Genomic DNA, 19433 nt, shown 5'->3' on the forward strand with positions numbered 1-19433 from the left:
CACGCCTCCTGCTTAGGTTAGGCTCAACTTACCCCATTGCGTGTCTGTGGCACAGTAGCCTGTGTCGCGGCCGGAGGGAGTGTGGTGACGCGAACGAGACCCGCCGGGCAGCGGCGCGCAGCGCTGCTCGACGCGGCGGACACACTGGTGCGGCGCGACGGTGCCGGGACGCCGCACGCGTTGCGCGAGCGGTTCGTGCCGCGGCGGGGCCTGGAACGCGACGCGCCCGACGCCGCGTCGGCGCGCTGGCGGACCCGGTCGCCGAGCTGGACCCGCCCGCCCGTGACTGGGGTCAACCGGTGCTCGGCCGGCAGGCACGGTGTCACCGAACAGCTCGTGCACCGGCAGGACGGCGAGCGGCGTGTACTCGGCGGGCTCGCCCGCCGGTGCCGTGCGCCGGGTCCCGCCTCGTGACCCCGGAGCGCCTGCGCGCGCGGCTCGCCGAGCTGTACGGTCTGCGCGTCGCCGAGGTGGAACCGGTGGACCGGGGAGCGGACAACACCGCCCGGCTGTACCGGGTCACCGATGCCGACGGTCGCGCGTTCGCCGTGAAGTCGACCGCGGGCGGTTCCCCGGCCGGACTGGTCGTCCCCGCCGCGCTCGGCGCACGGTACGCACCACAGCCACGGCGCACCCGCGGGGGTGAGCTGTGGGCCGACGCCGACGGCCTGCGACTGTCGGTTGTGGACTGGGTCGACGGTGCCACCGCGCTGGAGTCCGGAATGGACCGTGCGCGGTGGAACGCCTACGGGAGGCTGATCGCGGCACTGCACGCCGTGCCGGTGGACGGTGCCCTGCGCCGCTGGGTGCCGGAAGAGACCTTCGACCCGCGGCGGTGGGCCGCCCTCTTCGACCGCGTCGACGCCGAGCTCGAAGGGCGCCCTCGGGACGCGCACGGGGAACGCCTCGCGCAGCTGTGGCTGGCTCACCGGGACGCGCTGCGCGCGGTGCGCGAGCGGACGGTCCGCCTCGGCGCGGAGCTGCGGAAGCGCACCGGGCTGCCCTCGGCGGTGCCGTGCCACGCCGATCCGCACCTGGGAAACCTCATCGTCACCAGCGCGGGCGACGTCGTGTTGATCGACTTCGACGACGCCATCCTCGCCCCACCCGAGCGTGACCTCATGTTCGTGCTCGGGGGAGGCGTGATCGCGGCGGCGTCGGTCACCGCCGAGCAGCAGGGCTGGTTCGCCGAGGGCTACGGGTACCACGAGCCGGACCCGGGGCTGCTGGCCTACTACCGCGGCGTGCGCGTGCTGGAGGACGTCGCCGAGCCTGCGCGGCTCGTGCTCGACCCGCGCAGCACACCGGGCGAGCGGGAGACCGGCCTCGGCTACGTCGCCGACGTGCTCTCCCCGCTCGGCCTGCTCGGACAGGCGCGGTAGCGCACCTCACACCTATGCTGGCGCCGGTGTGCGTGACGTCTCGCCCGGGACGGTGTCTGAACCTGCGACGGCGGGTGCGGCACGAGGGAGGCACGATGAGGTCGGGACGGGGACCGGCCGGCCGATGAGGGCCGGGACCGGGGTGCCGGGCGCCGTGGCGGCGCTCGACGACGAGGCGCTGGTGGCGCGCGCCCGCGGCGGTGACATGCGCGCCTACGAGCAGCTCGTGCGCCGGTACCAGGGGCCGATGTACCGGCTCGCGCTGCGGATGCTGGCCGGTTCGGGCGAGGCCGAGGACGTGGTGCAGGAGGTGTTCCTGACGGCGTGGCGGCGGCTCGGCCAGTTGCACGAGGACACCGCCTTCGTCGGGTGGTTGTACCGTTCCACCACGAACCGTTGCCTCAACGTGCTGCGGTCGCGCCGTCCGGTGGCCGACGTGGACCCGGACACCACGGCGACACGGCGGGTGGAGGCCCAGCCGGAGCCGGCGGCCGAGCTCAACGACCAGGTGGCGGCTTTGCTGGAGGCGTTGGAGCGGTTGACTCCCGAGCAGCGGGCCTGCTGGCTACTGCGGGAGGTCCACGGGCGGTCCTACGAGGAGATCGCCCAGATCGTGCGTGGTACGACGGCCGCGGTGCGGGGCCGGATCGCCCGCGCCCGGGCCCAGCTCGCGGAGGTGATGCGGCCATGGCGCTGAACCAGCCAGAGGCGGACTACGACCTGCCGTGTGGCCGGTCGCTCGCCGGGCTGTGGGACAGGCTGGACGCCGTCGAGCGGGGCCGGGCCGATGAGCACGAGCTGACCTGCCCGCACTGCTCGACGGCGCTACGGGGACTCGGTGACCTGCGTGCCGCCACCGGCGAGCTGAGGGCCGAACGGCCGCGGCCCTCGCGCGACCTGACCGAGCGGATCATGGCCGCGGTGCGGGCTGAACCGAGGACGCCCCCCGCGATGCTGCCGCTGGACGCCGGGCGGCCTGGCCGCACCGAGGTGAGCGATCGGGCCGTCGCCGCCGTCGTGCGCTTCGCCGTCGACGCGATCGACGGGGTGCGCGCGCGCCGGTGTCTCCTGCGCGCCATCGGCGTGGACGAGGATGGCACGACCGTCGTGGAAGGACGGTTGACGGTGACCGTGACGTACGGGGCCGACCTTTCGGAGCTGCTGGCCGTGGTGCGGCACCGGGCGGCGGCCGCGTGCACGGCCAGCGTCGGGGTGCGGCTTTCCGTGCTGGACATCGATGTGGCCGATGTCGACGACAGATGACACCTGATCGGGTGATCGTCGCGACATCGCCGCGATCAGCCGTGACGTTTCGGTGCCGCCCGTGTCGTGATGGGTGACGGGGTGCCAGACCCCGGTTCGTCCCAGGCACGAGGAGTCAGCACGATGACGAGCACCGCACCGGCGGCCACTGTGGACAGACGGGCCGCGTGGCCTGGCACGGGCCTGCTCGTGACCGGCCAGGGCGCCACGACCATCGCCACCACCGTGGTCCGCCGGACAGCCGGAACGGCCGCGCGCGAGGTGTCCGGTGTCCATGGCCTCGGCAGTGGTGCGACCAGGGCGCTCGCAGCGCTGCGGGACCGCGTTCCCGGCGCGAGCGCGAGCGCGGGACAGGGCGTGTCGGTGGGGGTCGGCGAGAAGCGGGCGGCGATCGACACGCGCGTCGTGCTCGACCACGGCGTGCCGATTCCCGCGGTGGCGCGGGCCGGCCGCGCGAACCCCATCGCCGCCGTCGAGGACCTGACCGGACTCGAGGCGGTCGAGGCCGGCATCGCTGTCGAGCACGTCCACATGCCGGGTGACAACGGAGAGCGCGCGGCCTTGAGCCGTGTGCGGTGACCAGAGCGATCGAGGAGAGTAGTTCCATGGCACAGAACAACAGCAGCGGTGACACGGGCACCTCGCCCGCCACGCGGGCCGGTTCCACGACCACGCTGAACGAGGACGGCACGGCCGGCAAGACCACCATCGCGTCCTCGGTGGTGCAGAAGGTCGCCGGTATCGCGGCCCGCGACGTGTCCGGTGTGTACGCGCTGGGCGGCGGCGTGTCCCGCGCTTTCGGAGCGATCCGCGAGCGCATTCCCGGCTCGGGCACCGCGACCACGTCGGGTGTTTCGGTGGAGGTGGGGGAGAAACAGGCCGCGGTCGACCTCGACGTGGTCGTGGAGTACGGCGCGCGGATCGTCGACGTCGCGAGGGCCGTCCGCCGCAACGTGATCACCACCGTCGAGGAGATCACCGGCCTCGAGGTCATCGAGGTCAACATCGCGGTCAACGACATCCACGTGCCCGAGGACGACGAGGTCGAGGAGACCAGCACCCGGGTGGAGTGAACCATGAGCGCAACCGAACGACTCGCGGACGCGATCGCCAGGGACCTCAGCGCCCATCCTTCGGTGGTGAGGCTCGACGGCGGCGTGCGCGGCACGCTCGCCACCCATCTGCCCGGTCGCAAGGTCGTGGGCGTTCGCGTGACCGGGGAGGGGGAGCCGGTGGACCTCGGCGTGGTGCTGCGCCTCGACGACAGCCTGCCCGGTGTGCTCGACGACCTGCGCGCGCGGGTGCGGGCGATCGCGGGGACCGTGCCGGTGAACGTGGAGGTCGCCGACATCGTCCACGTCCGCGAGGACACGCCGGAGCAGAGGCGGGCCAGGTGACCGCGGAACCGGGCTGCCGGGAGGTGCGACGGCGGGCAGAGTTCCGTGCGTTCGTCCGCCGGCACCATCCCGACGTCGGCGGCGATCCCGACGTCTTCGTCGCCGGTGTGGCCCGGTTCCGCCAGAGCGAGAGCGAGACCGGCGGCGAGAGCGAGAGCTCGCGGGACCCGGGCCGCGACCGGTCCGACGCGCCGGTGGTGTTCACCACCCGGCGCGGGGGAATCACCGGAGTGCTCGCGCGGTGGCGGCGTCGCCGGCGGCACCGCCGCGTCCGATGAACCGAGACAACCGAGGAGATCAACAACGATGAACGCAACCCAGACCGGTCTGCTCGGCGGTCTCGTGCTTGGCCTCGCGGCCTCGCAGAGCTTCGCCGCGTTTCTGGTCACGCTGGCCGTGGGTGTGATCGGCCTCGTCGTGGGCAGGGCACTCGACGGCGAGCTCGACCTGTCCGACCTGTTCGGCCGGGGCAGGGACCGGTGACCGGCGCGGCCGTTGCGGAGGAGCGCGGCACGCTGGAGATCGCCCACGCCGTGGTGCGCAAGGTCGCCGAGCACGCCGCCGATCGCGTGGACGGGACCGAGCGCACCACGCGCCGGGTGTCCGGGCTCGGCTCGGGGCTGCGCGGCGCCAGCGTGAAGGTCTCCGGGCACGGCAACGACGTGGACCTGGCACTGGAGCTGGCCCTGCGCTACCCCGCGGCCGTCGGCGAGGTGGTGGAGCGGGTGCGCGCGGCCGTGACGGACGAGGTCGAGCGCATCACCTCGTACCGGGTGCGTGCGCTCGACGTCACGGTATCCGCGCTGCTGGCCGAGACACGCACGCGGGTGAGCTGAGGGGAAGACGCCGTGCGTGTACTAGTCCGTCTACTGTCGACACTGCTCGGGCTGGCCGTCGCGGGGGCGGGCGCCCTGCTGGCGCTGGAGGTCGCCTGGCACTGGTGGCGCCCGGCCGACGTGCCGCTCGTGGCGCCGTGGCCGGCCTGGCGCGACGCGCTCGCGAACACCGGCTGGGACTCCTTCTCGGTTCGTGTCGCCGCGGTCGTCGTGGCGGTGAGCGGGCTCGTCCTGCTGCTGGCCTCGGCCGTCGCGCGGCGAAGGGACGTCCGCCTCACCGATCCGGCCACCGACGTCAGCGTCACCACCTCTCCACGTTCGCTGGCCCGCGTGGTCGGCACCCACGTGCGGGCGCAGGACAACGTCACGTCCGCGTCCGTGACGGCGAGCGCGCGCAAGGTGCGAGTGCGGGCGTCCAGCACGTTCGAGAGCGAGGAGCAGTTGCGGCCGCGCCTGACCGAGAGTGTCACGGGGCTGATCGCCGACCTGCCGCTGGTGCGGCGCCCGAAGATCTCCGTCGTCGTCGACTCTCCCCGGGACCGCCGATGAGCAGACCCGCCTCCGCCAAGGCTCTCGCCCGCTCCCAGGGCACCGAACGTTCGCTGACCTTCGTCACCGGGCTGCTCGCCCTGCTCGCCGGAACGGCCGTGCTCGTGCTAAGTGCCGGCTGGTTCGGCACCTACCGCGCCCGGCGCCCGGTGCTCGACCCCGCTGTGACCGAGTGGCTCGCCGCGCGGGAGCCTGTGGTGCTGCGCGTGGTCGCGATCGTGGCCGGGCTGGCGCTGCTGGTGTTCGGACTGTGGTGGTGCTTCCGGTCGCTGCGGCCTGAGGCGAAGCCCGATCTGCGGCTCGACCGCACCGAGGGTCGCGCGCTGACCGTCACCGCGGGCGCGCTGTCCGCCGCCGTGCAGGCCGACACCGAGGCGGTCGACGGCGTCACCAAGGCCAAGGTCCGCTCCGTGGGGGATCCCGGCGAACCCGCGCTGCGGCTGCAGGTCTGGCTGCGCGAGGGCACGGACCTGCGGCGGGTTTGGCGGGACCTCGACGCCGAGGTGCTCGCGAGGGCGCGGACGGCGCTCGGCGTGGAGACGCTGCCCGTCGCCGTGCGCATCGAGCTGGGCGCGAGCCCGCGCCGGCGCGTGCGGTGAGCCCGCGGTCTTGAAGTCGCGCGGGCCGACCTGGCACCATGCCCGACAGTGAGAACGTGTTCTAGCTTCGGGAGGGTCCGAGCCGCGATGCCGCTGCCAGCCGCGAGACCCCGCGCGCTCGACTCGCCGTTGCTGCCGAAGGTGTTCCGCTGGATGTCCCGATGCCATGTCTGGGCCTATCGCCGCAGCGGAGGACGCGTCGGCTACCACTGGCGCGTCGGCGCGGCGCTGCGCAAGCCCGCGCCGACCCTGCTGCTCGACCACCGCGGCCGCCGCTCCGGCAGAGTGTTCACCACGCCGCTGATCTTCCTGCGGGACGGCGCCGACGTCGTCGTGGTGGCCTCCCAGGGCGGCAGGCCGGAACACCCGCAGTGGTACCGCAACCTGCTGTCCTCGCCGGACACGACGGTGCAGATCAAAGGTGACCTCGTCCCGGTCCGCGCCCGCACGGCGGACGCGGCCGAGCGCGATGCGCTGTGGCCCCTTCTGCTGGACCTCTACGCCGACTTCGGGACCTACCAGAGCTGGACGTCGCGCGAGATCCCGGTCATGATCCTCGAGCCCCGTTGACCGGACAGTGAGGAGCGAACGCGTGGGAGCCAACCAGCGTGCCCAGATCGTGATGACCGCCGAGGAGATCGACGACTTCCTGCGCCGCAGCCGCACCGCGACGCTCGCGACCGTCGGCGCGAACGGCGTGCCCCACCTGGTCGCGATGTGGTACGGCTACCGCGACGGCGCGATCTACTTCGAGACGAAGGCCAAGTCGCAGAAGGCGGTGAACCTGCGGCGCGACCCCACCGCCGTCGTCCTCGTCGAGGCCGGTGAGACCTACGACCAGCTCCGCGGCGTCTCCATCGAGGCCAAGGCCACGATCATCGACGACACCGGCTCCGACGAGTACTGGCAGACGGCGATCGACGTCTACGAGCGCTACACCGGCCCGTACGACGAGTCCGTGCGGCCCGTCGTGGAGGCGATGATGAACAAGCGGGTCGTCATCCGGCTCGACCCGGTCCGCACCCGTTCGTGGGACCACCGCAAACTGGGCCTGCCCGCGATGCCGCTGGCGGGCAGCACGGCGCAGGAGCCCTCCTGAGTCGCGTCCGGCGAAGGCACGTGAACGGGAGTCGCTGGGCATTCACGGCGATTCAGGCATCGCGAGCGGCACCACCTGACGCGGCCCTCCGGGGAACCAACGGATCGGGCCGGGCGGCGACGCGACGGGTGAGCGAGGGCGGCCGGGTCAGCCCTTCTTCGTGTAGTCGTAGAAGCCGCGGCCGGACTTCTTGCCGTACAGCCCGGCGTCGACCATGCGCAGCAGCAGCGGGGGCGGGGCGTACAGCGGTTCCTTGAACTCGGCGTACATCGACTCGGCGACGGCCTTGGTGGTGTCGAGGCCGATCAGGTCGGTCAGGCGCAGCGGTCCCATGGGGTGGGCGCAGCCGTGCATCATGCCGTTGTCGATGTCCTCGGCGTCGGCGAAACCGGACTCGAGCATGCGGATCGCCGAGAGCAGGTAGGGGATCAGCAGGGCGTTGACGACGAACCCGGCGCGGTCCTGCGCGCGCACCACCGTCTTGCCGAGCACGCCGGTGGCGAAGGCCGACGCGCGCTCCGCCGTCTGCTCCGAGGTGAGCAGCGACGGGATCAGCTCGACCAGCGGGAGCACGGGCACGGGGTTGAAGAAGTGGATGCCGACCACCTGCTCGGGCCTCGCGGTGGCCATCGCGAGCTTCATGATCGGGATCGAGGAGGTGTTGGAGGCGAGCACGGCGTCGGGCCGCGACACGATCTTGTCGAGCCTGCCGAACACGTCGGCCTTCACGTCCTCGCGCTCGGCGACGGCCTCGACCACGAGGTCGCGGTCGGCGAACTCGTCGAGATCGGTGGTGTAGGAGAGGCGGTCCGCCGCGGCTGACGAGTCCTCGGCGGTGAGCTTGCCGTTGCGAACCGCGCGGTCGAGCGAGCCGCCGATGCGGGCGCGGGCCGCGTCCAGCGCCGCGGCGTCGACCTCGGTGACCTTCACGTCCAGACCCGCGCGGGCGCACACCTCGGCGATGCCAGAGCCCATGAGCCCGCCGCCGACCACGCCTACCTTCTTGATGTCGTCCACGCCGCCGACATTAGTAGGATTTCCGACTTTTCTGGTGCGAGGAACATCTCATCCGGCGGGGACGGACCGTGCGATACGGAAGCCCACGTCGTCGATCCGGAAGCCCGGGTGGCCGCGCCTGCGGACCGAGGCCCGGCAACTCCAGTGCTCGTCGCACCACCCGCCGCCCCGCAGCACGCGGTAGCCGGGATGATCGGGCGCGGCGAAGGCGTCCCAGCACCACTCCCACACGTTGCCCAGCATGTCGTGCAGGCCCCAGTCGTTGGGGCGTTTGCCACCGACCTCGTGGCTGCGCTCGCCCGAGTTGCCGCGGTACCAGGCGATCTCGTCGAGCGGCCCGTACCGCGCGCCCGAGGTGCCCGCGCGGCAGGCGTGCTCCCACTCGGCCTCGGTCGGTAGGCGGTACCCGTCGGCGGCCCGGTCCCACACCGGGTCGCCGCCCCCGTGGTAGGCGGGCGCGAGCCCCTCCCGCACGGACAGGGCGTCGCAGAACCGGATAGCGTCGAGCCACGACACGCCCTCGACCGGCAACCTCTCGCCCCGGGCGGTGCTCGGCCGCGTCCCCGTGACGGCTTCGTACCCGCCCTGGGTCACCGGGGTGGCGGACAGCAGATACCCGCCGACGTCGACGGCCCAGCTGCTCGCGCTCCGGCGGTCGGACAGGGACACCCGCCCCGGCGGGACAGCGATCATCGCGTGTCCCGCGGAGAGGTCCATGGTGGATGATCTTAACTGTGGGACCGGACGAGAACCGAAGCAGAATGGACGACGAGGCGTTCCAGGGCCACGTCGTCGAACGACTGGCCGCGCTGCCCGGCGTGCACGCGGTGACCCTCGGCGGCTCGCGGGCCGAGGGGACGCACAGCCCGGAAAGCGACTGGGATTTCGCCGTGTACTACCGCGGCGGCTTCGACCCGGCCGACCTGCGCGCGATCGGCTGGGAGGGGGAGGTGACCGAACTCGGCGCGTGGGGTGGCGGTGTCTTCAACGGCGGCGCCTGGCTGACGATCGACGGCCGCCACACCGACGTCCACTACCGCGACCTGGAGGTCGTCGAGCACGAGCTGGCCGAAGCGGAGCAGGGGCGGTTCCACTGGGAGCCGCTGATGTTCCACCTCGCCGGGATACCCAGCTACCTGGTGGCCGCCGAGCTCGCGCTGGCCCGGGTGCTGCACGGTGTCCTGCCCAGGCCCGCCTACCCCGAGGCGCTGAAGAGGACCGCCCCGGCGATGTGGCGGGGCCGGGCCGCGCTGACCCTCGGGTACGCGCGCGGCGGCTTCGCCCCGCGCGGCCAGGTCACCGAGGTCGCCGGCGCGCTGGCCACCGCCGCCGCGGAGACGGCACACGCCGTCCTCGCCGCGCGCGGCGAGTGGGTCACCAACGAGAAGCGGCTCATCTCGCGCGCGGGCCTGCGCGACATCGACGCCATCGTTGGCGCGCTGCGCGCCGAACCGGAGGCACTCGCGGAGGCGATCACAGCGGCCGGGAAGCTGTTCGACGCGGCCACGTGATGTCGGTGGTGGCTGCTACGTTCGCGACCTGAAACGAGACCCGAAGGAGCCCGCATGCCGGAATCCGAGACCGTCGCGCCGACCGAGTTCCCCCGGCGGATGGGCAAGGTCGCTCCGCGCGAGCTGGCCCTGAACGGCTACACGCGCTACGAGCAGCTGACCCGCGTCACGGCCAGTGAACTGCTCAGGATCCACGGTGTGGGTCCCAAGGCGATCCGGATCCTGGAGGAGGAGCTGGCCGCCAGGGGGCTCGCGTTCGCCGAGTCCTGAGGCGCTCAGCCCAGGCTCGCGATGATCGCCGGGCCACCGCTTCGGTGCCGGGCCGTGCCGTGGCGCCCGAGCGCACCGACCCCACGACGGCCTTGGCGGCGTGCCGGGGTGGCCCGCGGCGGATCCGGCGTGGCTCCGCCGCGGGCACGTCCTTCGCCGTGCCGCCTAGCCGGGCTGACGTTCGCGGAGGCCACCGCTGGGTCCCCATGCGCTCGAACGTCCTGTCCGTGGTCTCCTACGGCGAGGTCGGAGCTGAATCATTGGACGGTGTCCAGATCGGCGCCCTTCGTCTCACGGCTCGTCGCCACCGCCACGACCGTGACCGCCATGGTGAGCACGAGGTAGCCGATGACCGTGCCAACGCCGAACGAGTCGATCAGCCAGACCGCGATGAGCGGCGCGGGAGCGCCGGCGATGATCGAGGAACCCTGGAACACCAGTGAGGCGCCGGCGTAGCGGTGGCGCGTGGGGAACAACTCGGTGATCCACGCGGCCTCGGTACCGGCGAGCATGCCGTGGAAGAACGCGCCGACACACACGCCGAGCCACAGCATCGGCAGGCTCTCGGTCTGCACCAGCCAGAAGAACGCCGGCGCCCACACCACCAGCACCACGGCGGGCACGAGCATGGCCTTCTTCCTGCCGACGCGGTCGGACCAGTGCCCGCCGCCGATCATGCCGAGGAACTGCGCCAGCGAGGCGAACGTGACCGCCATGATCACGTCGCCGCGCTCGTAGCCGAACGACGTGGTGGCGTAGGCGATCACGAACACCGTGTAGATGTAGAAGGCGATGTTCTCGCCGAGCCGCATCCCGAGGCCGTGCAGCACCGGGCGCGGGCGGGAGAGCGCCTCGAGCACGCTGGACCGCCGTTCGGTGGCGGCCCGGGTCTCCGCCCTGGCCTGCGCGGCCCGGAAGACCGGGGACTCCTCGACGCTGCGCCGGATCCAGATGCCGATGATCAGCAGCGGGATGGCGACGAGGAAGGCGAGGCGCCAGCCCCAGCGGTCGAAGGCGTCGCTGGGGAAGAGCACACCGATGGACGTGACCACCACGGTCGCCAGCACGGTGCCGAGCGGAGCGCCGGCCTGTGGCCAGGCGGCCCAGAAGCCGCGCCGCTTGGGCTCGCCGTACTCGCTGACCATGAGCACGGCGGCGCCGAACTCACCGCCGAGCGCGAAGCCCTGCACCATGCGCAGCACCACGAGCAGCACCGTGGCCCACAGCCCGATCTGGGAGTAGGTCGGCAGCAAGCCGATCATGGCGGTCGAGATGCCGAGCAGGAGGAAGGTGACGACGAGCATCGGCTTTCGGCCGTACTTGTCGCCGAGGTGGCCGAACACGATGCCGCCGAGCGGGCGGGCGACGAAGCCGAGCCCCTGGGTGGCCAGCGCGAGGAGCAGCTTCACGATGCCGCTGTCGCCGGGGAAGAAGAGCGGACCCAGCACGGTCGCGGCGAGGATGCCGTAGATCGCGAAGTCGTACCATTCGAGAACTGCCCCGGCCATGCTGCCGGCCAGCACGCGCCGGAACCCGGCCCGCTCGCCGGGCGCGGTGCGCGCGGCCGGGTGTTCCACCGGTGACGTCATTGTCGAGAACCTTTCTGGAAAGAGGGAACCGGCTCAGAGGCCGAGGGTGAGCTTGCTCCCGCACGCGCGGGAGCAGCACGTCATCATCACGGTGTTGGCGGCCCGCTCCGCCTTGGTCAAAACGAGGTCGCGATGGTCGACGTCACCGTCGAGCACCGGCGCCTCGCACGAGCCGCAGAGACCTTCCTCGCAGTCGCTGGAGATGTCGATGTTCGCCGCGCGCAGCGCCGCGAGCACGGTCTGACCGGGGCCCACGTGCACGGTGAGGCCGGAGTCGGCCAGCTCCACGTCGAACCCGTGCTCGACGGTGGGATCGAGCTCCCGCTTGATGCTCGTGAAGTGTTCGATGTGGAGGGTGTCGGCGGGCCAGGACTCCGCCTGCTCCTCCAGCGCGGCCAGCAGCCGCTCCGGCCCGCACGCGTAGACCTGGACACCGTCGCTCTCCTCGGCCACCAGGGTGGTCACGTCGAGCCGTCCTCCCTCCTCGCCACAGTGCACCGTGAGGCGCTCGCCGTGGTCGCGGCGGGCCCGGTCGAGCAGGGCCATCCCGCTCGCCGTGCGGCCGCAGTAGTGCAGCTCGTAGCTCGCGCCCGCGGAGCGCAGGTGGTCGGCCATCGCGATGATCGGCGTGATGCCGATGCCGCCCGCGACGAGGACGTAGTGCCGGGCGGCGGGGTCGAGCCGGAAATGGTTGCGGGGCCCGCGCAGCGTCAGCGTGCTGCCGGGCCGAAGCCGCTCGTGCACGTAGCGGGAACCGCCGCGGCTCTCCGGCTCGCGCAGCACCGCGATGCGGTACCGGCGGGTGTCGGCGGGATCCCCGCACAGGGAGTACTGGCGGGACAGCCCGTCGAGGTCCAGGTCGATGTGCGCGCCGGGCGACCACGCCGGCAGCGGCTTGCCGGTCCCGTCGGTGAGGGTAAGCGTGACGACGCCGTCCGCGGCGGGCTCGACCGACTCGACCGTGACCGTCCTGGTGATGGCTCGGGTGGAGGGCTCACCGATGCGCACCGGCCGGTGCCGCCGCAGGATCGAGGGGTCGCTGCGCTCCGGGTTGGCCGAGGGGTCCCATTGCACCCACAGGTGGTCGGGCCCGCGGAAGGAGGTGTTGGGCAGGTAGGTGAACTCCTGGTCGGGCACCAGCTCGAGGTGCGGCAGCCGGGTGGTCAGCTCCTCCAGGAAGATCTGCAGCTCCATGCGGGCGAGGTTCTTGCCCATGCACTGGTGGCTGCCGTAGCCGAAGGTCAGGTGGTCGCTGGCGTTCTCGCGGCGGATGTCGAAGGCGTCGGCGTTGTCGAAGTGCCGCTCGTCGCGGTTTGCCGAGGAGTTGACGATCAGCAACTTGGCACCCCGGGGGATCGGCACCCCGCCGATCGTGGTGTCGGCGGTGACGAGCCGCCGCCATGCGGCGACGGAGCCGGAGTGGCGCAGGCATTCCTCCACGGCGTTGGGGATCAGCGCGGGGTCGGCGCAGAGCTCCTCCCACACCGAGCGGTTCTCCAGCAGCAGCTTGATCGCGTTGGCCGCGGCGTTGGCCGTGGTCTCGTGTGCGGCGACGATTCCGGCCATCATGATCGAGTGCAGGTAGGAGTCGGTGATGACGTCCGGCTGCTCGCGCTGCGCGCGGATGCTGAACGGCATCCAGCCCGGACCCGAGGGGTCCTGCCGCAGCTTCTCCACCACGGTGCCCGCGAACTGCCAGAACTTGCCCACGGCCTCGGCCACCGCCACCTGCTCCTCCGGTGAAGGGCGGCCCCAGGTGTTGACGGTGTGCGCGATGGAGTACCTCCGCAGCGTCTCCATGTCCTCCTCGGGCACGCCGAGGAAGTGCAGCGCGACGGTGAGCGGGACCTCCCAGAGCATCTCGTCGACGAGGTCGGCCTTGCCCGCGTCGACGAACCGGTCGACGTACTCCCTGGTCAGCTTGCGCACCATGGGCTCGTGGCCGGCGAGGTGCTCCGGCGTGAACGGCTCCATCAGCGCGCGCCGCCTTGGCATGTGCTCCGGCTCGTCCTCGTTCACGAGCGTGCGGTTCATCGCGTAGCCGTACTTCGCGAGCGTCGCGGTGGCCTCCTCGGAGACCGGGGTGATCTTCTCGAGCGCGATGGACGGCGAGAAGAGGACGTTGTCGCGGAACACCGCCTTCACGTCGTCATAGCGCGTGACGACCCAGTAACCGATCTCCGGGCTGTAGAAGACGGGCTCCTCCTCGCGGGACCAGCGGACCGCCTCGGGCGGGTCCGCCTGGTACGCCTCGCCGAACGGGTCGAACGCGGCCGCGTTGGCCGACACGGGGCAGCCCGCGGCTGCCATGGCCGAGTGGTCGACCGGGCACGACCCTGTGCTCATACTGCGCCCTCCACGATGCTGAGCTGGTGTTTTACTAATAACGAACAGATTGTCGCTGTCAGCGAACAGAAGGAGAGTAAGTGGGGGCCAGGGGAGAGTCAAGAAGGTCGCCTGCGGCTCAGGCGGAGAGCAGCTGCTCCAGCTCACGGGCGGCGCGCATGACGGCGTCCGCCGCGAGATCGGTGTCGAGCCCGTCGATGGCGACGACGCCGACGCAGTGCTCTGCCGTGCCGAGGCCGGCGGGGGCGCGGATGCCCGCCGCGATACCGACGGCGCCCCGCTCCAGCTCGCCCCGCGTGAGGCTGTAGCCGTCGCGGCGGGCCTGCCGCACCGCTTCCGGGTCGGCCGGGTCCTCCGGCCGCGCGGCGAGGATGGCGATGCCCGCGGCGCCCTTCGTGAGTGGGTGCCTGCTGCCGACGCGGTAGCCGACGGTCAGCACGGTCCCCTCCGGCTCGGCGACGAGCACGGCCACGCAGTCCTTGCCCTCGGCGGCGGAGATGAACGCGGTCGCGTGGGTCTCGTTGGCGAGCGCGTGCAGCAACGGCCGCGCGTCCTCGGTGAACCGGGACTCGAACCGTGAGGCCAGCACGGCCACACCCACCGCGAGCCGGACCCGCCCTTCGTCGGTGCGGGACACGAGCAGGTGCTCCTCCAGCGTCGCGACGATGCGGTAGCAGATGGCCCGGTGGATGCCGAGCTCCTTGGCCAGCTCGGCGACGGAGATGCCGGCGGGGGAGTGCGAGATCACCTCGAGCGCGCGCAAACCCCGGTCCAGCGTCTGCAGCGTGCTCATGCGCTCGGGCCCCCTTCTCCGCCGGTACTCCGCCGACCTTACTGCGTGCCGGACGCGCCACTGGCCGGTGGATCTCCGCCGCGCCCGGCCCGGCGCATTCAGTGTCCATTCAGGACGGTTTAACGGTCGGATCACCTCACCGGCGGGCCGGGCGGCGTCGTGGGGTTTCTCGTGCTATACCTGGAGATACGAGCGACGCGGCCGAGCACTCACCGCCGGTGCGCGCTCGCCGTCTTGATCACACTTGTTTTCTTCGTTCGGGCGATTCGTGTTGCCCTGGAAAAGAGGAGGGAGAGTTGTCCCGCGTTGTGAGGGCCGAGATCACCCGTGCCGGGCAGCTGCCCGCGGTGGCCGCCGTGATGTCGGCGGCGTTCCTGCTCGCCGCGGTCACCGGGCTCGCGTCACTGGTCGTCTCCGAGCTTCCGCAGCTGTCGTTCGCGCAGAGCCTCGCGTACGCCGGCCTCGGTGTCTGGGGCTGGAACATCTCGCGGACCGTGCCCGGCGCGCAGCGTTTCCTGCGCGGCGTCGGCGTCGCCTTCCTGGTGCTGTGGTTCGTCGGCGTGTTCGGCGGGCGACAACAGCCGCTCAGCCTGCTCGGCCTCGACCCCGTGGACAACCTCGTGCACCTCGGCGTGGCGATCGTCGCGTTGCTGCTCGCGACGATCGTGTCCCCACGGCTGACCGCGGACTGACCGCTTCCCGGTGAAGGGCCCGGCCCTTCACCGGGGGCCTGTTCCTAACCGACCGGCACGGCGTCCGGGATCCGGGCCGCCGTGCTGAGCGCGGGACCTCCGCCGCGCGCCTCGCCGGTGTCGAACGGGGTGAAGTCGAAGCGCACCTCGCCGCGGTCGGGACCGCAGACGGCCGGCGTGATCAGCCCGGCCGCGCCGGTGGCACTCAGCTCGGAGAGCAGGCGTGCCAGCGCCTCGGGCGCCAGCCGCGGTTCCTGGTCTGCCTGTGCAAGGGTGCGGTGCAGGTTCGTCACCTCCCAGCCGTCGGCCGTGCCGCTGCCCGCCGGCGCCGCGAGCGCCGCCGTGACCAGCCACCGGCCGGGCTTGCCCGCCAGCGCGGGCGTGCGGCGGCTCCCGATCCCGATCACCTGGTCGGCGCGGATCAGCCCGTCGCCGAGCGTGCGGATCCAGACGTTCTGCAGTGCCATCGTCCCCTCAGTCCTTTCGCGTCTTCGCTCCCTCACTCGAACCGGACCCATTGCCGCCGTCCCGCTCGCCCAGCCTGCGGCGTAGCTCCTGGTTCTCCGCCTGTGACTCCGCGAGCTCGTCCTCCAGCCGCACGATGCGCTCGGCCGCGGCCAGCGTCATGCCGTTGTCGAACAGCTCTCGCATGCGCGCGGCCAGCCGGAGCTGCCGCCGCGTGTAGCGGCGGTGTCCGCCCGCCGAGCGGTGCGGCTGGACGACGTCGGCCGCGTCGAGACTCCGCAGGAACGCGGGCTGCACCTCGAGCGCGTCGGCGGCCTGGCCCATGGTCCAGGCCGGATAGTCCTCGTCATCCAACCGGTTTACATCCACGTAGCCAGGGTATCTAGACAACAGACTTGACTCAATCTGTAGTTCGAACTATAGATTTTCTCAGGTGTGGTCGATCTTTCGAGGAACCTGCTCGGGGACGGAAAATGGATCTGGAATCACACAGCGCACCCGCGAGGGGATTGCGCCGGTACGTCCGTCTGGTGGAGGATGCGCTCGGCCTGACCGGCCAGGGCTCGTACGTGCAGCTGGAGACGCCGGTGAGCGCGTACGTCGCGCTGAGCGGGCAGCTTCCCGGCTTCGCCGACCGGGACGTCGCGCTGATCTGGGACGAGGAGAACGGCTGGGCGGGCGCGGTGGAGTCGCGCTGCGGCGAGGACCTGCTGGTGCTCGCCTATCTCGGTGACCGGATACTCCCGCCGCCGAGGGTCGTCGCGAAGTTCACCGAGCGGCTGTTCGCGGGCGAACTGCCCGGCCCGCCCGAACCGCCCGCGCTGCGGGATGCCCACATGACCGACGACCTCCCGATGCTGCTCGCCGAGTACGCCGAACCCGCGAGGGCGCTCACCGGGCTCGCACGGGTGTAGCCGCCGGACCGCGAGTCGTACGCTCAGGGCCGCGAGTCGTGCGTTCCGGGCGCCGAGTTGCGCGTTCGGTGCCGGGGCCCGCGGTCATGGCCGCTTGAGGGCGAAGTAGGCGTACCGGGAGTCCAGCTCGTTGCGTGCGACCAGGTTGACCAGGGCGATGTCGGCGAAACCAGCCTCCTCGGCGAGCTGCCAGAAGACCTCCGCGCGGTAGGTGGTCATCTCCGCGAGGCCGCGCCGGTAGCCCCAGCCACGCGCCGTGGTGCCGAAGCCGGTCGCGTACTTGATCTGGATGACGGCCATGCCGCCCGGCGCGAGCAGCTGGTACATGATCCGCAGCAGGCGCTCGCCGTAGGCCGGGCTGGGGATCAGCTCGAACACGTAGAAGGAGACGATCAGGTCGACGCTCTGACGGTCCACCTGGTCGAGCACGGCCTCGGGCTTGCCGACGTCCACCCGCACCGGCTGGAAGCTCGCCGCGGTATTCGCCCGCAGCTGGCGTTCGGTCTCCGCGAGCGCCGCGCGGCTCACGTCCAGGCCGATGAGCCGCTCGCAGCGCGACGCCAGCGCGACGGCGTTGGCGCCACCGCCGCAGCCCCAGTCCAGGACCGTGTCCGGCTGCCGGTCGAACCCGACCGCGCCGGCTGCCTTGTCGACGACGGCCAGGTGCTCCTTGCCCATGCGCAACCACAGGTCGTCGCCCATGGCGGCGCGGAAGTGCGAGTTCGCGGCCCAGTTCTCGTCGGCCGGGTCGTCCCAGTAACGCTGGGCGTCGGCGGCGAGCGCGCGGTCCGACTGGCGCAAGCCCGCCGCCGTGAGGAGGCGCTGTAGCGAGGCGAGCCCCAGTCCGGCAGCGCGCTTGATCGCGAAGATTGTCATGCCGGTTGGTCGTTGTAAGCGGTTTGTCCGTTACGCCGAACTTGCGCCTACCACGCGAGCGCGTCGCCGCTCTCGCCTCACTGTGCCTTCAGGGGGCTTCGACGTCGGGTCGGCTGGCACGCCGGGTCGCCGCGGCCGCCTCGGGCTCGTGCTCGGCCTCGCCGCAGCGTCGGGGCGCCTTCCCCGGGTGGGTCCTGGTACGCGACGCGCGCGGACGATGCCGGGTTCACACGGTGAGGAAATCCAGCACCAGCGGGCTCGCCACGGCGCGGAACTCCTCGAAGTAGGCGTGCCGGGCGCCCTCGATCAGCTCCATGCGGGCATCCGGGATGCGCTTGGCGAGCAGCGGCGCGTTCGCCGTGGGGTTGAAGCGGTCGTCGGTGCCGTGCACCACGAGCGTCGGCGCGGCGATGGCGGGCAGCGCCGCCCAGCTGTCGTGGTCGGCGCTGGCTCTGCGGTGGCGGCGCAGCACGTGGCCGGGTGTGCCGCGCTCGCCGATCGTGTTGTAGGGACCGGGATGGGTGGCCAGCCACTCCGGTGTGTACATCAGCTCCAGCAGTGCCCGCCGGGCCGCCCTCGCGTCGGGCTGGGCGAGCGCGCGGCGCACCTCGTCGTCGCGTTCGACGCCGTGGGGCGCGCCGGGGGAGGTGCAGCCGAGCACGAGCCGGCGCACCCGCTCGGGGTGGTCGGCGGCGAGCCACTGCGCGACCCGGCCGCCCATCGACGTGCCGTACACGTGCACGCGCCCGGCTCCGAGGTGGTCGAGAACGGCGAGCGCGTCGGCCGCGAAACCTCGGGTGCTGTAGGAGTTGGTGTCCGGTTTGCCGCTGCGGCCGATGCCGCGGTAGTCGAGCACGACGGTGCGGAACACCGCGTCGAAGTCCGGGCGCGCGCAGTCCCACCAGTGGTGGCTGTTGGACTGCCCGGCCAGCAGGAGCAGCGTGTGCTCACCCTCGCCGTGGACCTCGTAGTACAGGGCCGTGTCGTCGGTGGTTCGCGCGTAGGGCACACGCGATCGTACAAAGCGGACCCGCTTCAGCCCGGAGCCGGGAGCGCGTTCTCGATCACGCGCCGGGCGCCCGCGACAGCCCGGTCGCTCACGAGGTGCTCGCGGTCGTCGTAGGTCTCGGTGGTCACGTCGCCGCCCAGCTCACGCAGGAGCCGCGCGGTCTCGGTGACGCGCTCGAGCGGGACCCACTCGTCGTAACGGCTGCTGCCGAGGAACACGGGCGTGCCCGCGAGGTCGCCCGGCGCCGTGCGCGGCGCGCCGGGCGGCCCGACGTAGCCTCCGGTGAGCAGTGCGGCCCCGGCGTAGCGGCGTGGGTGGCGGACCAGGTGCTCGGCGAGCAGGCACGCGCCCTGGGAGAAGCCGAGCAGTACGGTGCGTTCGGGCCCGAAGCCGTTGTCGCGCAGGGTGTCCAGCATCCGCGTGCACGCCTCCAGCGCCTGGTCGAGCCTCGGCTGGTTCGCCTCCAGCGGTTCGAGGAAGCTCGCCGGGTACCACGTGTTCCCGGCCGCGCGCGGCAGCACGCAGGCGACGCCGTCGAGCCCGATGCGGTCGAGGACACCGCGCATGAACCCGGGGTCCTGGCCACGGCCGTGTACGACGAGGGCCGCCAGGCGGGCGGTGGTGAACGGAGCGCCCGCGAACTCGGGCGGCTGAGCCAGGTGCGGGTTCATGAACACGACCCTAGGCGGAGGGCGTCGGCAGGGACCTTCCAGGCGCGCGGCGTGCGGCACGAGCCCGGACGACGAGGCGTGCAGCACGTGGCGCCATGGCACGCGTCCGGCACGACCGCACATCGGTAAGTCTGGACGAACGGTTGACTACGGCT

General features: G+C 72.1%; 28 protein-coding genes. 18 read left to right on the forward strand and 10 right to left on the reverse strand.

Features of this window, described 5'->3' with window-relative positions; genetic code table 11:
• The first annotated feature begins 84 nt into the window (after nucleotides 1-84).
• The 14 genes from DI005_RS09875 to DI005_RS09940 all read left to right on the forward strand — a co-directional run bounded on the left by DI005_RS09875 (nucleotide 85) and on the right by DI005_RS09940 (nucleotide 7125).
• Nucleotides 85-414 (forward strand): hypothetical protein, encoded by a 330-nt coding sequence (locus DI005_RS09875; RefSeq protein ID WP_113641931.1) that lies wholly within the window; start codon nucleotides 85-87, stop codon nucleotides 412-414.
• Nucleotides 411-1382 carry a phosphotransferase enzyme family protein gene (locus DI005_RS09880; RefSeq protein ID WP_113641962.1) on the forward strand — a complete coding sequence of 324 codons (972 nt, stop codon included), beginning with the start codon at nucleotides 411-413 and terminating at the stop codon, nucleotides 1380-1382. The genes DI005_RS09875 and DI005_RS09880 overlap by 4 nt, the downstream gene beginning before the upstream one ends.
• A gap of 124 nt (nucleotides 1383-1506) precedes the next feature.
• The gene (locus DI005_RS09885; RefSeq protein WP_112270255.1) at nucleotides 1507-2079 is read left to right on the forward strand and encodes an RNA polymerase sigma factor; all 573 of its coding nucleotides are present in this window, start codon (nucleotides 1507-1509) and stop codon (nucleotides 2077-2079) included.
• The gene (locus DI005_RS09890) at nucleotides 2070-2645 is read left to right on the forward strand and encodes an Asp23/Gls24 family envelope stress response protein (protein ID WP_113641932.1); all 576 of its coding nucleotides are present in this window, start codon (nucleotides 2070-2072) and stop codon (nucleotides 2643-2645) included. Before DI005_RS09885 ends, DI005_RS09890 begins: the two co-directional genes overlap by 10 nt.
• Before the next feature lie 123 nt (nucleotides 2646-2768).
• Nucleotides 2769-3224 carry an Asp23/Gls24 family envelope stress response protein gene (locus DI005_RS09895; protein ID WP_112270257.1) on the forward strand — a complete coding sequence of 152 codons (456 nt, stop codon included), beginning with the start codon at nucleotides 2769-2771 and terminating at the stop codon, nucleotides 3222-3224.
• 26 nt (nucleotides 3225-3250) lie between these two features.
• Nucleotides 3251-3718 (forward strand): Asp23/Gls24 family envelope stress response protein, encoded by a 468-nt coding sequence (locus DI005_RS09900; RefSeq protein ID WP_112270258.1) that lies wholly within the window; start codon nucleotides 3251-3253, stop codon nucleotides 3716-3718.
• 3 nt (nucleotides 3719-3721) lie between these two features.
• Nucleotides 3722-4042 carry a hypothetical protein gene (locus tag DI005_RS09905; RefSeq protein ID WP_113641933.1) on the forward strand — a complete coding sequence of 107 codons (321 nt, stop codon included), beginning with the start codon at nucleotides 3722-3724 and terminating at the stop codon, nucleotides 4040-4042.
• Complete coding sequence (locus tag DI005_RS09910) at nucleotides 4039-4320, forward strand: hypothetical protein (RefSeq protein ID WP_228713700.1); 282 nt, start codon at nucleotides 4039-4041, stop codon at nucleotides 4318-4320. The genes DI005_RS09905 and DI005_RS09910 overlap by 4 nt, the downstream gene beginning before the upstream one ends.
• Before the next feature lie 28 nt (nucleotides 4321-4348).
• Nucleotides 4349-4525 carry a hypothetical protein gene (locus tag DI005_RS09915; protein WP_110336139.1) on the forward strand — a complete coding sequence of 59 codons (177 nt, stop codon included), beginning with the start codon at nucleotides 4349-4351 and terminating at the stop codon, nucleotides 4523-4525.
• Complete coding sequence (locus tag DI005_RS09920) at nucleotides 4522-4878, forward strand: Asp23/Gls24 family envelope stress response protein (RefSeq protein WP_112270262.1); 357 nt, start codon at nucleotides 4522-4524, stop codon at nucleotides 4876-4878. Before DI005_RS09915 ends, DI005_RS09920 begins: the two co-directional genes overlap by 4 nt.
• Before the next feature lie 12 nt (nucleotides 4879-4890).
• Nucleotides 4891-5427, forward strand: coding sequence for a DUF6286 domain-containing protein (locus tag DI005_RS09925; protein ID WP_113641934.1), 537 nt, complete (start codon nucleotides 4891-4893; stop codon nucleotides 5425-5427).
• Entirely contained in the window at nucleotides 5424-6026 is a 603-nt protein-coding gene (locus DI005_RS09930) for an alkaline shock response membrane anchor protein AmaP (protein WP_113641935.1), read from the forward strand. Before DI005_RS09925 ends, DI005_RS09930 begins: the two co-directional genes overlap by 4 nt.
• Before the next feature lie 87 nt (nucleotides 6027-6113).
• Nucleotides 6114-6596, forward strand: coding sequence for a nitroreductase family deazaflavin-dependent oxidoreductase (locus DI005_RS09935; protein WP_113641936.1), 483 nt, complete (start codon nucleotides 6114-6116; stop codon nucleotides 6594-6596).
• A gap of 22 nt (nucleotides 6597-6618) precedes the next feature.
• Complete coding sequence (locus tag DI005_RS09940; RefSeq protein ID WP_113641937.1) at nucleotides 6619-7125, forward strand: pyridoxamine 5'-phosphate oxidase family protein; 507 nt, start codon at nucleotides 6619-6621, stop codon at nucleotides 7123-7125.
• Nucleotides 7126-7272: 147 nt separating this feature from the next.
• On the opposite strand, the gene DI005_RS09945 is transcribed toward DI005_RS09940, so the two are convergent.
• Both DI005_RS09945 and DI005_RS09950 read right to left on the reverse strand, forming a co-directional pair.
• Complete coding sequence (locus DI005_RS09945) at nucleotides 7273-8142, reverse strand: 3-hydroxybutyryl-CoA dehydrogenase (RefSeq protein WP_112270272.1); 870 nt, start codon at nucleotides 8140-8142, stop codon at nucleotides 7273-7275.
• Between the two features lie 48 nt (nucleotides 8143-8190).
• A complete protein-coding gene (locus DI005_RS09950; RefSeq protein WP_113641938.1) occupies nucleotides 8191-8859 on the reverse strand; it encodes a formylglycine-generating enzyme family protein in 669 nt (222 codons plus the stop codon).
• Nucleotides 8860-8903: 44 nt separating this feature from the next.
• Between DI005_RS09950 and DI005_RS09955 the strand changes: the two genes are divergently transcribed.
• Nucleotides 8904-9653 carry a nucleotidyltransferase domain-containing protein gene (locus DI005_RS09955; RefSeq protein WP_113641939.1) on the forward strand — a complete coding sequence of 250 codons (750 nt, stop codon included), beginning with the start codon at nucleotides 8904-8906 and terminating at the stop codon, nucleotides 9651-9653.
• A gap of 54 nt (nucleotides 9654-9707) precedes the next feature.
• On the forward strand, nucleotides 9708-9923 hold the full coding sequence (locus DI005_RS09960) for a hypothetical protein (RefSeq protein ID WP_112270278.1): 216 nt from the start codon (nucleotides 9708-9710) through the stop codon (nucleotides 9921-9923).
• Nucleotides 9924-10180: 257 nt separating this feature from the next.
• Here the strand turns inward: DI005_RS09960 and DI005_RS09965 are convergent, their stop codons facing one another.
• The 3 genes from DI005_RS09965 to DI005_RS09975 form a co-directional block, all read right to left on the reverse strand.
• On the reverse strand, nucleotides 10181-11512 hold the full coding sequence (locus DI005_RS09965; protein ID WP_113641940.1) for an MFS transporter: 1332 nt from the start codon (nucleotides 11510-11512) through the stop codon (nucleotides 10181-10183).
• A gap of 33 nt (nucleotides 11513-11545) precedes the next feature.
• On the reverse strand, nucleotides 11546-13858 hold the full coding sequence (locus DI005_RS09970; RefSeq protein WP_113641941.1) for a cytochrome P450/oxidoreductase: 2313 nt from the start codon (nucleotides 13856-13858) through the stop codon (nucleotides 11546-11548).
• Between the two features lie 118 nt (nucleotides 13859-13976).
• Nucleotides 13977-14651, reverse strand: coding sequence for an IclR family transcriptional regulator (locus DI005_RS09975; RefSeq protein WP_112270281.1), 675 nt, complete (start codon nucleotides 14649-14651; stop codon nucleotides 13977-13979).
• 296 nt (nucleotides 14652-14947) lie between these two features.
• Here DI005_RS09975 and DI005_RS09980 point away from each other — a divergent pair, with 296 nt between their 5' ends.
• A complete protein-coding gene (locus DI005_RS09980; RefSeq protein WP_137093882.1) occupies nucleotides 14948-15343 on the forward strand; it encodes a DUF4383 domain-containing protein in 396 nt (131 codons plus the stop codon).
• A gap of 44 nt (nucleotides 15344-15387) precedes the next feature.
• Here the strand turns inward: DI005_RS09980 and DI005_RS09985 are convergent, their stop codons facing one another.
• Entirely contained in the window at nucleotides 15388-15810 is a 423-nt protein-coding gene (locus tag DI005_RS09985) for a hypothetical protein (protein WP_199542696.1), read from the reverse strand.
• 7 nt (nucleotides 15811-15817) lie between these two features.
• Nucleotides 15818-16177 carry a helix-turn-helix domain-containing protein gene (locus tag DI005_RS09990; RefSeq protein WP_369973568.1) on the reverse strand — a complete coding sequence of 120 codons (360 nt, stop codon included), beginning with the start codon at nucleotides 16175-16177 and terminating at the stop codon, nucleotides 15818-15820.
• 104 nt (nucleotides 16178-16281) lie between these two features.
• Between DI005_RS09990 and DI005_RS09995 the strand changes: the two genes are divergently transcribed.
• Nucleotides 16282-16722 carry a DUF6292 family protein gene (locus DI005_RS09995; protein WP_137093884.1) on the forward strand — a complete coding sequence of 147 codons (441 nt, stop codon included), beginning with the start codon at nucleotides 16282-16284 and terminating at the stop codon, nucleotides 16720-16722.
• A gap of 84 nt (nucleotides 16723-16806) precedes the next feature.
• On the opposite strand, the gene DI005_RS10000 is transcribed toward DI005_RS09995, so the two are convergent.
• The 3 genes from DI005_RS10000 to DI005_RS10010 all read right to left on the reverse strand — a co-directional run bounded on the left by DI005_RS10000 (nucleotide 16807) and on the right by DI005_RS10010 (nucleotide 19278).
• Nucleotides 16807-17598 (reverse strand): bifunctional 2-polyprenyl-6-hydroxyphenol methylase/3-demethylubiquinol 3-O-methyltransferase UbiG, encoded by a 792-nt coding sequence (locus DI005_RS10000; protein WP_113641942.1) that lies wholly within the window; start codon nucleotides 17596-17598, stop codon nucleotides 16807-16809.
• A gap of 226 nt (nucleotides 17599-17824) precedes the next feature.
• Entirely contained in the window at nucleotides 17825-18607 is a 783-nt protein-coding gene (locus tag DI005_RS10005; protein ID WP_113641943.1) for an alpha/beta fold hydrolase, read from the reverse strand.
• 26 nt (nucleotides 18608-18633) lie between these two features.
• Entirely contained in the window at nucleotides 18634-19278 is a 645-nt protein-coding gene (locus DI005_RS10010) for an alpha/beta hydrolase (RefSeq protein WP_112270664.1), read from the reverse strand.
• Nucleotides 19279-19433 lie beyond the last annotated feature (155 nt).

Origin of the sequence: Prauserella sp. PE36 (assembly GCF_003311655.1) — a bacterium.
GTDB classification, from domain to species: Bacteria; Actinomycetota; Actinomycetes; order Mycobacteriales; family Pseudonocardiaceae; genus Prauserella_A; species Prauserella_A endophytica.

Bases quoted from the DNA above. Each gene is read 5' to 3' on its own strand.
- DI005_RS09950 (WP_113641938.1), bottom strand. From the start codon at position 8,859: ATGGACCTCTCCGCGGGACACGCGATGATCGCTGTCCCGCCGGGGCGG.
- DI005_RS09960 (WP_112270278.1), top strand. From the start codon at position 9,708: ATGCCGGAATCCGAGACCGTCGCGCCGACCGAGTTCCCCCGGCGGATG.
- DI005_RS09890 (WP_113641932.1), top strand. From the start codon at position 2,070: ATGGCGCTGAACCAGCCAGAGGCGGACTACGACCTGCCGTGTGGCCGG.
- DI005_RS09895 (WP_112270257.1), top strand. From the start codon at position 2,769: ATGACGAGCACCGCACCGGCGGCCACTGTGGACAGACGGGCCGCGTGG.
- DI005_RS09935 (WP_113641936.1), top strand. From the start codon at position 6,114: ATGCCGCTGCCAGCCGCGAGACCCCGCGCGCTCGACTCGCCGTTGCTG.
- DI005_RS09955 (WP_113641939.1), top strand. From the start codon at position 8,904: ATGGACGACGAGGCGTTCCAGGGCCACGTCGTCGAACGACTGGCCGCG.
- DI005_RS09905 (WP_113641933.1), top strand. From the start codon at position 3,722: ATGAGCGCAACCGAACGACTCGCGGACGCGATCGCCAGGGACCTCAGC.
- DI005_RS10010 (WP_112270664.1), bottom strand. From the start codon at position 19,278: ATGAACCCGCACCTGGCTCAGCCGCCCGAGTTCGCGGGCGCTCCGTTC.
- DI005_RS09885 (WP_112270255.1), top strand. From the start codon at position 1,507: ATGAGGGCCGGGACCGGGGTGCCGGGCGCCGTGGCGGCGCTCGACGAC.
- DI005_RS09975 (WP_112270281.1), bottom strand. From the start codon at position 14,651: ATGAGCACGCTGCAGACGCTGGACCGGGGTTTGCGCGCGCTCGAGGTG.
- DI005_RS10000 (WP_113641942.1), bottom strand. From the start codon at position 17,598: ATGACAATCTTCGCGATCAAGCGCGCTGCCGGACTGGGGCTCGCCTCG.
- DI005_RS09900 (WP_112270258.1), top strand. From the start codon at position 3,251: ATGGCACAGAACAACAGCAGCGGTGACACGGGCACCTCGCCCGCCACG.
- DI005_RS09985 (WP_199542696.1), bottom strand. From the start codon at position 15,810: ATGGCACTGCAGAACGTCTGGATCCGCACGCTCGGCGACGGGCTGATC.
- DI005_RS09970 (WP_113641941.1), bottom strand. From the start codon at position 13,858: ATGAGCACAGGGTCGTGCCCGGTCGACCACTCGGCCATGGCAGCCGCG.
- DI005_RS09965 (WP_113641940.1), bottom strand. From the start codon at position 11,512: ATGACGTCACCGGTGGAACACCCGGCCGCGCGCACCGCGCCCGGCGAG.
- DI005_RS09915 (WP_110336139.1), top strand. From the start codon at position 4,349: ATGAACGCAACCCAGACCGGTCTGCTCGGCGGTCTCGTGCTTGGCCTC.
- DI005_RS09930 (WP_113641935.1), top strand. From the start codon at position 5,424: ATGAGCAGACCCGCCTCCGCCAAGGCTCTCGCCCGCTCCCAGGGCACC.
- DI005_RS09995 (WP_137093884.1), top strand. From the start codon at position 16,282: ATGGATCTGGAATCACACAGCGCACCCGCGAGGGGATTGCGCCGGTAC.